11 protein-coding genes are annotated in these 10,929 nt (G+C 40.5%); all 11 read right to left on the bottom strand.

The window, feature by feature from the left end:
- Positions 1 to 98: 98 nt before the first annotated feature.
- The 11 genes from ABN217_RS00200 to ABN217_RS00150 all read right to left on the bottom strand — a co-directional run bounded on the left by ABN217_RS00200 (position 99) and on the right by ABN217_RS00150 (position 10,809).
- Entirely contained in the window at positions 99 to 680 is a 582-nt protein-coding gene (locus ABN217_RS00200) for a UbiX family flavin prenyltransferase (RefSeq protein ID WP_006533335.1), read from the bottom strand.
- Between the two features lie 119 nt (positions 681 to 799).
- The gene (purF, locus tag ABN217_RS00195; protein ID WP_072068629.1) at positions 800 to 2,317 is read right to left on the bottom strand and encodes an amidophosphoribosyltransferase; all 1,518 of its coding nucleotides are present in this window, start codon (positions 2,315 to 2,317) and stop codon (positions 800 to 802) included.
- A 30-nt stretch (positions 2,318 to 2,347) separates the two neighbouring features.
- On the bottom strand, positions 2,348 to 2,839 hold the full coding sequence (gene cvpA, locus ABN217_RS00190; RefSeq protein WP_023581692.1) for a colicin V production protein: 492 nt from the start codon (positions 2,837 to 2,839) through the stop codon (positions 2,348 to 2,350).
- Between the two features lie 184 nt (positions 2,840 to 3,023).
- Complete coding sequence (gene dedD / locus ABN217_RS00185) at positions 3,024 to 3,656, bottom strand: cell division protein DedD (RefSeq protein WP_197269015.1); 633 nt, start codon at positions 3,654 to 3,656, stop codon at positions 3,024 to 3,026.
- Positions 3,646 to 4,944 carry a bifunctional tetrahydrofolate synthase/dihydrofolate synthase gene (folC, locus tag ABN217_RS00180; protein ID WP_349458939.1) on the bottom strand — a complete coding sequence of 433 codons (1,299 nt, stop codon included), beginning with the start codon at positions 4,942 to 4,944 and terminating at the stop codon, positions 3,646 to 3,648. The genes dedD and folC overlap by 11 nt, the downstream gene beginning before the upstream one ends.
- Positions 4,937 to 5,899 carry an acetyl-CoA carboxylase, carboxyltransferase subunit beta gene (accD, locus tag ABN217_RS00175; protein ID WP_349458937.1) on the bottom strand — a complete coding sequence of 321 codons (963 nt, stop codon included), beginning with the start codon at positions 5,897 to 5,899 and terminating at the stop codon, positions 4,937 to 4,939. The genes folC and accD overlap by 8 nt, the downstream gene beginning before the upstream one ends.
- 169 nt (positions 5,900 to 6,068) lie before the next feature.
- Entirely contained in the window at positions 6,069 to 6,770 is a 702-nt protein-coding gene (locus ABN217_RS00170; RefSeq protein ID WP_072068633.1) for a DedA family protein, read from the bottom strand.
- 24 nt (positions 6,771 to 6,794) lie between these two features.
- A complete protein-coding gene (truA, locus tag ABN217_RS00165) occupies positions 6,795 to 7,679 on the bottom strand; it encodes a tRNA pseudouridine(38-40) synthase TruA (protein ID WP_115350038.1) in 885 nt (294 codons plus the stop codon).
- Positions 7,679 to 8,689, bottom strand: a complete 1,011-nt coding sequence (locus ABN217_RS00160) for an aspartate-semialdehyde dehydrogenase (protein ID WP_072068635.1) — start codon at positions 8,687 to 8,689, stop codon at positions 7,679 to 7,681. Before ABN217_RS00160 ends, truA begins: the two co-directional genes overlap by 1 nt.
- A 45-nt stretch (positions 8,690 to 8,734) precedes the next feature.
- Positions 8,735 to 9,877, bottom strand: a complete 1,143-nt coding sequence (gene pdxB / locus ABN217_RS00155; protein WP_349458936.1) for a 4-phosphoerythronate dehydrogenase PdxB — start codon at positions 9,875 to 9,877, stop codon at positions 8,735 to 8,737.
- A gap of 149 nt (positions 9,878 to 10,026) precedes the next feature.
- On the bottom strand, positions 10,027 to 10,809 hold the full coding sequence (locus tag ABN217_RS00150) for an AraC family transcriptional regulator (protein ID WP_349440631.1): 783 nt from the start codon (positions 10,807 to 10,809) through the stop codon (positions 10,027 to 10,029).
- Positions 10,810 to 10,929: the final 120 nt, after the last annotated feature.

The following is a 10,929-nucleotide window of genomic DNA, read 5'->3' as shown; positions in this document are numbered from 1 at the left end:
ATAGTATGTGACTAGTGCGAATAAACGCAGTCAACAACGCTACAACTTGAAGTATGACGAGTAATAAGTATGACGAGTAATAAGTATGGCGAATATACTTAGCGAGCTGGCTTATCCCCTTCCCATCTTTGAAATAAATCATCAGGCAAATCAATCTCAAACTGATCGAGTACACGGTTAACCGTTTGATTGACAATATCATCAATGGTTTTAGGCTGAAAATAGAAAGCTGGAACTGGTGGCATAATCACTGCACCTAATTCGGACGCTTGTGTCATTAAGCGCAAATGGCCTAAATGCAAAGGCGTTTCACGTACACATAGCACCAATTTACGCCCTTCTTTCAGCACAACATCTGCAGCACGAGTGACTAAAGTATCGGTATAACTATGAACAATGCCAGATAAACTTTTAATTGAGCAAGGTAAAATCACCATCCCATTGACACGAAACGATCCTGAAGAAATTGACGCACCAATATCGCGATCGTCATAAATCACATCTGCTAAAGCATGGATATCTTTTAACGAATAATCAGTTTCTAATGAAATAGTACGGCGAGCAGCTTGGCTAATCACTAAATGGGTTTCAACTGACGGTACAGATTTCAGAATTTCTAATAAACGTATACCGTAAATTGCACCACTGGCACCGGTTAGCCCAACTATCAGCTTTTTCATTATAATCCTCAGAATATATATCAACATAAATCATTATGATGATTAACCCTCAAAAAACAAGCGCCGATGCAGAACACACTAGCATCGACGCTTTATAAGGGCATTATATTACCGAAAAACTAACCTTCGTTATAGATTTCCAAGTTTTCTATTTCATTTTGATCACGAATTTTATGCTCATCATCACGACGAAGATTTTCTAAATAATCTAGATAATCTTGGTCGATATCTTTCGTTATATAAACACCATCAAAAACAGAACATTCAAACTGACTAATATCAGGATTTTCTTCTTGTACGGCGGCAATTAAATCAGAGAGATCTTGGAAGATAAGACCATCAGCACCAATTAATTTACGAATTTCATCCACTTCACGTCCATGGGCTATAAGCTCATTAGCATTTGGCATATCAATACCATACACATTAGGGAAGCGAACTTCTGGTGCTGCTGAAGCAAAATAGACTTTCTTCGCTCCCGCTTCTCTTGCTAACTCGACGATTTGCTCTGACGTTGTGCCACGAACAATAGAGTCATCAATCAATAAAACATTTTTATCACGAAACTCTGCACGATTTGCATTCAATTTACGTCTTACTGACTTACGACGTTCTTGTTGGCCGGGCATAATAAAAGTACGCCCCACATAGCGATTTTTTACAAAGCCTTGGCGATACGGCTTATTAAGAATATGAGCAATCTCTAATGCGATATCACAAGAAGTCTCAGGAATAGGAATGACGACATCAATCTGTAAATCTTCCCACTCTTTCGCAATTTTAGCGCCTAATTTTTGCCCCATACGCAAACGCGCGTTGTAAACAGAAATTTTATCAATAAAGGAATCTGGGCGAGCAAAATAAACATACTCAAATAGACAAGGCATTAATTGCGGATTTTCAGCACATTGGCGGGTAAAGAGTTGTCCTTGTTCTGTGATATAAACCGCTTCACCAGGTGCAACATCACGCAAGAACTCAAAACCTAAAGTATCTAATGCAACGCTTTCAGATGCGACCATATATTCATGGCGACCATCTTCTAATGTACGTTTACCGAGCACTAAAGGACGAATACCAAAGGGATCACGGAAAGCTAATAAACCATGACCGATAATCAACGCAACGCAAGCATAAGCACCACGTAACTTTTTATGCATTGCGGCGACTGCAGCAAAAATATTATCAGGCTCTAGAGGGAAATGGTCAAAACGGTCTAATTCATATGCCAATACATTAAGCAAGATTTCAGAATCAGAAGTGGTATTGATATGGCGACGCGCTGTTTCAAATAATTGGCGACGTAATAAATGCGCATTGGTTAAATTACCATTATGTGCCAACGTAATACCAAAAGGTGAATTCACATAAAAAGGCTGCGCTTCTGATGCACTAGAACTACCCGCTGTTGGATAACGAACATGCCCTATCCCGATAGTACCTTTTAAACGCAACATATGACGGGTTTCAAACACATCTTTAACCAGTCCGTTAGCTTTGCGAAGACGGAAACCATTGTTACCGTCTATTGTTGCAATGCCAGCTGCATCTTGACCTCGGTGTTGTAACACCGTTAACGCATCATAAATTGATTGGTTTACTGGATTCGCTCCAGCGATACCGACAATACCGCACATGAATAGATCCTCATCAGCCAGACGGAGAGGTTATATTCTCTCCGACACGAAACTTGACGCATTTTGCAGGTAGTCAAAGAACCACCTAATAATATGGTTGAATTGAGGAATAAGTTCAGAACGTTGCCAATCAGCGCTATCTGCCATAGGCGTAAATGCCCCTAAAACAAACAATAATGCTGACACGATCAGCACGCCTCTTAATGCCCCGAAACAGACCCCCAAAACTCGATCTGTACCTGATAACCCTGTGCGTTGAACAAGAGAGCTAATCACATAGTTCACAACAGCACCAACAATCAGTGTCGCAATAAACAAGGTGACTATCGCAATCCCGTTACGAACCAGCTCATCTTCAAACCGGGTAAAATAGACGGCAAGATAAGGATAAAACTGACTAGCAACAAAGAAACCACAACCCCAGGTGATGAGTGACAATGCTTCACGAACAAAGCCACGGATCAGGCTGACTAATGCGGAAAAACCAATAATGGCAATGATGGCGTAATCTATCCAGACCATAAATTCTTTATCCAATAATGATGCTCCGCATTAATACGGAAGCATTCTAACAGAAAACGAAAACGTTTGCGTAATGCTAATTTTCGCTAATTTCAAAATAATTTACGGCGATATGAAAAATCATAATCGCCGCAATAAGTTAACGCTTTGTTACATCACTCATCTGATGACTCGTTTAGAAAAATTAAGGCTTATATGCCCTTACCTCACCTTGTAAGCCTGTAAGCTCTTTTAAATGGGGCAAAATAGCCTGTAACTCTGACTTAGATGCACTTGGCCCGATGTAAATTCGAGTCATTTGGCCAGCAACAGGACGCGCAGGTACGGTATATACCGGGTAACCTGAGAAATGCATTTTCGCAATAATTTCTTCTACCTTCGCCGCATTTTTTAATGCACCTAATTGAACAACCCAAGCTTCACCTTTTGGTGGTTTAGTTTCTTGCACTGGTGGTGCAGGTGGTTGTACAGGTGGCGTGACCACTGGTGGTGCAGGTGTTGGCTGTACTGGTGGCGTAACAGGAACAACGGTTGGCGGTTGTGGTGGTGTTGCCGTAGATTGTTCAACACCAGTGACTGCTTCAGAAAGCATTGCTTCAGAAGCACCTTCTGATGGTGTTGAAGGCGTTGTTGTTTGCTCTATTGGCGCGATAGATTCAATTTCTTGTTCATCGCCCGGCTTTGGTACTAAAGGAATAGCGGCAAATTGGTCTTCGTTATATTTCTTATCGCCGTCAAGCAACGCAGGTAAAAAAATAACCCCTACAGCCACTAATACCACGGCTCCGACTAAGCGATTTTGAAATTTACTCGCCACCCACACTCTCCTTTTCTAATAGTTCCATCACATGTGCGACTGTATGAAATGAGCCACAAACCACAACGATATCATTAGGATTAGCATCGGACATAGCTTGTTTCCATGCTGTTTCTACACTCTCAAATATCGATGGGTTTTCAAGATGTTGAGCAAGCACATCCGCTGAAGCGCCACGAAATTCATTAAGTGGAGCTACATACCAACTATCCGTCAATGGCATTAAGCACGCTAATGTTCCTGCAATATCTTTATCGCCCAGCATACCAACAACAATACGCACTTTGGTATCAGACTTACGCGGTAATTGTGATAATTTTTCAGCTAAATATCCTGCCGCATGGGGATTATGAGCCACATCAAAGATAACCAGAGGATGTTGTGAAATTACCTGAAAACGCCCCGGTAATTGTGCACGAGACATGCCTTCAATAATACTTTGATGTGTGATTGCTTGACTAACGTTATCATCAGATTTGAGCAAGCAACGAATAACACCCATCGCGGTCGCCGCATTAGCTAACGGAATATTAGGGATTGGCAACGTATCAAATTCACAATCAGCACACTGCCAATGCCAATGACTGCCATCGATAGCAAAAGACCAATCAGCACCTCGGCAAAAGAGCGTAGCGTGTTTTTCATCAGCCACTTGAGCAATGGATTGTGGCATATCAGGCTCACCGACTACCGCATAATGATTAGCGCGAAAAATACCCGCTTTTTCGTGACCAATATGCTCTCTATCTGCACCTAACCAATCTGTATGATCAAGTGCGATACTGGTGATCGCGGCAATATCAGCATCAACGATATTCGTGGCATCTAATCGCCCCCCTAATCCCACTTCAAGGATCACAACATCAAGCTGTGCTTGCTGAAATAACTTCAGCGCAGCCAGAGTGCCATATTCAAAAAAAGTGAGCGATATATCGCCTCTAGCTTGTTCAATCTCAGCAAATACTTCACAAAAAGCACCTTCAGAAAGTTCTTTGCCTTGAATACGTACACGTTCTGTGTAGCGAACAAGATGAGGAGAGCTATAAACGCCGACTTTCAATCCTGATGCCATCAAGATTGACTCTAGCATATGACAGGTTGTGCCTTTTCCATTTGTACCAGAAACAGTAATGACTTTAGGTGCAGGACGTAACACATTTAATATTTTTCCTACCTCGCCTACACGTTCTAACCCCATATCAATGGCGCTTGAATGTAAGTGTTCAAGATAAGAAAGCCACACCGACAGAGGCGATGTGGCTTTAGGAGCAGTTATGATATTAGACATCTTCTTTTTTATTCGTTTCGATGTTAATTTCTGGCTCGTTATCAGCAGATTCGATTTCATCAGCAATCATTTCTTCGCCAATAATTTCATCTTCATCTTCGACTAAATCATATTGAGTCAGCTTAGCCAGTAATTCAGCCAGCTCATCACGCATTTCTGGACGACGAACAATCATATCAATCGCCCCTTTTTCTAACAAAAACTCACTACGTTGGAAACCTGCTGGCAGTTTCTCACGTACAGTTTGCTCAATAACGCGAGGGCCTGCAAAACCAATCAGTGCTTTAGGCTCCGCAACGTTAATATCACCTAACATAGCTAAACTTGCAGAAACACCGCCCATTGTAGGATCAGTCATCACTGAGATATAAGGCAAACCACGTTCTTGCATTTTTGCTAATGCGGCACTGGTTTTTGCCATTTGCATTAATGACATCAGCGCTTCTTGCATACGCGCACCGCCACTTGCAGAGAAGCAAACCAGAGGGCAATTATCTTCTAGTGCTTGTTCAACTGCTCGAACAAAACGCGCGCCGACAACAGATGCCATTGAACCGCCCATAAACGCAAATTCAAAAGAAGCAACAACAACTGGCATCTTTTTCAGAGTGCCTTTCATGACGATTAATGCATCTTTTTCTTGGGTTTGCTTTTGAGCAGCACTAATTCTGTCTTTATATTTTTTGGAGTCGCGGAATTTCAGAATATCTTTAGGTTCTAATTCACTACCTAATTCTGTGGTACTTCCTGTATCAAGGAAAGTCTCAAGGCGACGGCGCGCTGAAATGCGCATATGGTGATCACATTTAGGGCAAACCTCTAAATTACGCTCTAATTCTGCGCGATAGAGTACCTGTCCACAGCTGTCACATTTAGTCCAAACCCCTTCTGGGATATTGGCTTTACGTGAACTTGTGATAGTGCTTTTATTTAGAATTTTTTCAATCCAGCTCATTAACGGACCTTTTCGTCTGAATCTGACCTTCGCCAGTAATATTATTGTGAGCGTATCAACCACAATGCACTGGCTGTGTGGTTAGCAAAGTTTATGATGATACCGCTTACTGAATTTCAGCGCATCTCTTTATTATGGCTATTCTACGGCAAAAACTAATGATAACTGCTCAAACCTCTTTGCTATCATTTTCTTTCTTCGCTTTTGCGCTCGCTCTGCGATGGCGTATGATCTCAATGACGCCCGGTAAAATAGAAATAACAATAATGGCAACAATTAGCAATTTTAAGTTCTTTTGAACTATATCTAAGTCACCAAAAAAGTATCCCGCATAAGTAAATAGCAGTACCCATGCAATTGCCCCAGTAACATTATAAAAGGCAAAATGACGATATGACATTTTCCCCATTCCTGCAACGAATGGCGCAAAAGTTCGGATAATCGGCACGAATCTTGCCAAAATAATCGCTTTACCACCATGTTTTTCATAAAAAGCATGGGTTTTATCCAGATATTCACGACGGAAAATACGTGAATTAGGCTTACTAAATAGCTTTTCGCCAAAAAGTCGCCCTATAGAATAATTCACTGCATCACCTAAAATCGCGGCACAAAGCAACAGTAAAACAATAATATGGACATTCACATCATTGGTATCTAAAGAAGCTAAAGCACCCGCAACAAACAGCAATGAATCACCAGGTAAAAATGGTGTTACCACCAGCCCCGTTTCACAAAAAACAATCAGAAACAAAATGGCGTAGACCCATGTACCATATTGCGCGACAAGCTCTGCTAAATGCGCATCAATATGCAAAATAAAATCAATTAGAAATTTTATCAAATCAACAAATTGCGTTAATATTTCCATAAATCCTCAGAAAACTGGGTGTTTTTATGATTGAGATATCTCAATAGGGTTATCCGCTAAAAATAGTGGGCCCATTGCAGGTTTTGGTAATTCAAAATGCTCAGGATAATCCACTGCCACTAAATACAAGCCATTTGCTTTAGCTGTTGCTGCGGCTTTGGTTCTGTCTTTTAGAGCTAATAATTCAGCCATCCAAGTAATATCCTGATTGCCACACCCTATTTCTAAAAGGCTACCGACAATATTTCGCACCATATGGTGTACAAAAGCATTCGCTTTAATATCCACTACAACATAATCACCATATCGAGAAACGTTAACATGCATAACGTTACGCCATGGCGTTCGTGATTGACATTGAACTGCTCTAAAAGAGGTAAAATCATTTTCACCCAGTAAACATTGTGCGGCCTGATGCATACGCCCAGCATCTAAAGGGTAATGAAAATGTGTCACACCAGATGATAATATAGCGGGACGGTAGCGATGATTAAAAATCACATAACGATAACGTCTTGCCGTTGCACTAAAACGTGCATGGAAATCATCAGAAACCGTTTTTACCCAACGCACAGCGATATCCGCAGGTAAATGGGTATTAACACCCATAGTCCATGCGGGATCTTTACGGTGTGCGGTTGTTTCAAAGTGGACAACTTGCCCCGTAGCATGAACTCCAGCATCTGTTCTTCCGGCACAAAAAACTGATATAGGCTCATTAGCCACTTGTGAAAGTGCTTTTTCTAACCGTTCTTGTACACTGCGCACTTCATTTTGACGTTGCCAGCCATAATAACGGCTACCATCATACTCAATGCCTAACGCAATTTTGATTGTTGTGCTTTCAGAAATAACCGTTGACTCAGTCAAGGGTTGTTCTGTTACTTCAGCACTCACTGGCGCATTCATTAGTAAAACTGCTCCTGCATTAATTGCTCTGCTACTTCAACAGCCATTAATGCTCCACCAAAGCGCACATTATCTGCTACTGACCAAAATTGTAAGGCTTCTGGCATACCATAATCATTGCGGAAGCAACCTAAATTTAGGCTCACATTCCCCGAAGCATCGGTCACTTGTGTTGGAAAATCATTTTCATCACTGATACTCAAATCTTCATTTTCTTGCAATGTTTCACGCGCTTCATCGCTACCCATTGGGCGTGATGTTTCTAATTGCACTGATTGCGCATTACCATAGAAAACTGGAGCCTGTAATGTTGTGACTGAAATTGGAAGACCTTCGTCTTGTAAGATTTTACGAATTTGGTCAACCATGCGACGTTCTTCTTCTACGGAGCCTTCGTCATCAACCATAAGAGGTAGAATATTAAAAGCCAGTTGCTTATTAAAGCGACCTAATTCAGGTGGAACTCCATTAAGTAAACGTGCACTTTGTCCAGCAAGTTCATCAACCGCTTGTTTTCCCAAACGGGAGACAGACATTAAATTGGTCACGCTAAGACGTGATAAACCAGCGGCTTCTGTTAATGGATTAATCGCACGTAACAATTGGCTTACCATGCTGTCAGCAATAGAAACGATATTACGGGTGCGATATTCTGCAAGCATTGAGCTATTCACACCTGGGACAATCAGTGGTACATCCCAATCCATGGCAAATACACCACTACAATCAATGACGATACAGCCTGAGTCCGCAGCTTGCTGTGCATATTGCGCACTAATTTCTGTCGAGGCAGCAAAGAAAGCTAATTGAATATCTGCCCATTCAATATTGTGAATACCTTGAACTGCAACACTTTTACTGTTTACACGCACAGATTTTCCAATGCTGTCTTCACTGGCAATTGCCGTCAGTTCACCAATGGGAAATTCACGCTCTTGCAACAGCTCTAAAATAGCTTCACCAACAGCACCTGTTGCACCAACAACAGCAATATTCCAACCTTCTCCCATAAGATATCCTCCAATACCATAAAATTTTTAAAATAATGTTGTGCTTTATTTGTGTGCAGCACTTTTATATGTAGCACTAAAGCCAATTGCATTTAATGTATTAGCCGTGGTTTGATTATCACAAATTACATGCAGTGAAGACCACTCACGACGCACAGGATAAAATTTGCGTAATTTATCAAACTCGCCTTTTATTCCTGCCACTTTTCGTAACGGGGCATCATCACGACGCACATCATAAACAAGATGAATAAGTTGTTTTAAAAGTGTTTGTGTTAACTCACCTTGTACTGAAATGGTAGAAATAGTAGGGGCAGGTAATAGTGTTGATAACTCAACTTTTTGAGGTCGCCCAATAAAATCACAATAAGCTTCAAAAACTTGAGTTGTACCGCGCGCCTTACCTTCTAAGGTATAACCTGCAATATGTGGTGTTGCGATATCAACTTTATTTAATAACGCAATAGAGAGATCTGGCTCCGGCTCCCAAACATCCAATACAACACGTAAGGATTTTCCTTTCTCAAGTACAGACAATAATGCTTGATTATCAATAACCTCACCACGGCTCGCATTAATTAAAATGTGTCCTTCAGGTAATTTTTCGAGGTTGCTCTCATTAATTAAATGATAACTTTTGTATGGACCTGATTTATTGAGGGGTGTATGGAAAGTCAGAATGTCCGCTTTTTCTAATAGCGTTTCCAATGAATGAAATTCTTCATTATCACCGTTATCTGCTCTAGGTGGATCGCAAAGCAATACATTTACACCCAATGCGCGTAAACGTGTAGCTAACCGCCCACCTACATTACCCACACCCACAATACCAACAACTTTATCAGTTAATTGAAAACCATCTTGCTCTGCGAGTATCATCAGTGCAGAAAATACATATTCTACAACAGCAATAGCATTACAACCTGGTGCTGATGAAAAGCCAATTTGTTGTTGTTCTAACCATGCAATATCCACATGATCAAAACCGGCCGTTGCCGTTCCAACAAATCTCACTGGCTTGCCTGATAATAAGGATTCATTGACTTTAGTAATCGATCTCACCATTAAGGCATCAGAATCATTAAGTTCATCAATAGGTAAAGGACGACCAGAAACCGCTTTTACCTCACCTAATTGGCGGAAAAGCTGTTCCGCATAAGGCATGTTTTCATCAACCAGAATTTTCACTGTGTTATCTCACTGATTTGGTATTTATGTGTGTAAACAATCAATCGAAAAATAAATTTAAGCGGTCTATTTTGCCACTTATTAACAACAAAGCCTATTATTGACAGTAAAATCTGTCTAGATTTTAAGTAAATATATGAAAAGAAGACTTAACAATTGGGTAATCGGCGAAAACGTTCTGGCGTTGTGCCAGCAAATTGTTGAAACATTGCAATAAATGAAGACGAAGAGCTATATCCCACATCAAATGCAATTTCATTCACACTTTTTCCTTGTTCTAATAAAGAAATTGCATGTAAAAAACGTAAGCGCTTACGCCATTCACTAAAAGACATGCCAAGCTCTTGTTGGCAACGACGAGAGAGTGTTCTCTCTGAGGTATAACGTTTTTTAGCCCATTCTTCTAACGAAGTATTATCAGCTGGATTTTGCTCTAATGCAGAAAGTATTGGAGCAAGTAATTTATCTTTAGACGAAGGTAAGTAAGTATGATGGATCGGCGAAGCTTTAAGTTGATCTATCAACACTTGTGCTAAGCGAAAATCTTCTTCTGTTTGTGGTTTACAGACACCACGATGAAAAAAATCAGAAAATATAGTTGAAAAAATAGCACTTAATTGAATTAAACACGGTTTATCTAACAAACCTTCACACCAATTTGGTGCAATATCTAGCACCTTAAAAGAGAGTGTCTTTTTGTTATAGCTGGCATGCCCTACATTTTTAGGTATCCACACACTAAATTCAGGAGGTGCTAAAAATCGCTGTCCTCCAGCTTCTAAATCCATGACACCTGAAATCACATAAAGCAACTGACCAAAGTCATGTTGATGATAAATAAACTCGGTTTCAGCTAATAGTTGCTCATCACGAAATCGTACTGTATCTGGATCAGACAATAACCATTGCATTTTTTGTTGTTCAATTGTCATCTTTATGTTGTTCTCTTGTCATGTTGTCTTTATTGGCCTATCTGTTGTCTGGTTTTCATTATATATATCTAATCAGACAGGCTTACAATAGCGACCTGGTTTAAAAATAGATGTGAGAAC

This window comes from Proteus sp. fly-1067 (assembly GCF_040139345.1).
In the GTDB taxonomy this organism is placed as follows: domain Bacteria; phylum Pseudomonadota; class Gammaproteobacteria; order Enterobacterales; family Enterobacteriaceae; genus Proteus; species Proteus vulgaris_B.
This window is presented reverse-complemented; position numbering and strand designations above follow the sequence as displayed.

Bases quoted from the DNA above. Each gene is read 5' to 3' on its own strand.
- ABN217_RS00200 (WP_006533335.1), bottom strand. From the start codon at position 680: ATGAAAAAGCTGATAGTTGGGCTAACCGGTGCCAGTGGTGCAATTTAC.
- purF (WP_072068629.1), bottom strand. From the start codon at position 2,317: ATGTGCGGTATTGTCGGTATCGCTGGAGCGAATCCAGTAAACCAATCA.
- cvpA (WP_023581692.1), bottom strand. From the start codon at position 2,839: ATGGTCTGGATAGATTACGCCATCATTGCCATTATTGGTTTTTCCGCA.
- folC (WP_349458939.1), bottom strand. From the start codon at position 4,944: ATGTCTAATATCATAACTGCTCCTAAAGCCACATCGCCTCTGTCGGTG.
- accD (WP_349458937.1), bottom strand. From the start codon at position 5,899: ATGAGCTGGATTGAAAAAATTCTAAATAAAAGCACTATCACAAGTTCA.
- ABN217_RS00170 (WP_072068633.1), bottom strand. From the start codon at position 6,770: ATGGAAATATTAACGCAATTTGTTGATTTGATAAAATTTCTAATTGAT.
- truA (WP_115350038.1), bottom strand. From the start codon at position 7,679: ATGAATGCGCCAGTGAGTGCTGAAGTAACAGAACAACCCTTGACTGAG.
- ABN217_RS00160 (WP_072068635.1), bottom strand. From the start codon at position 8,689: ATGGGAGAAGGTTGGAATATTGCTGTTGTTGGTGCAACAGGTGCTGTT.
- ABN217_RS00150 (WP_349440631.1), bottom strand. From the start codon at position 10,809: ATGACAATTGAACAACAAAAAATGCAATGGTTATTGTCTGATCCAGAT.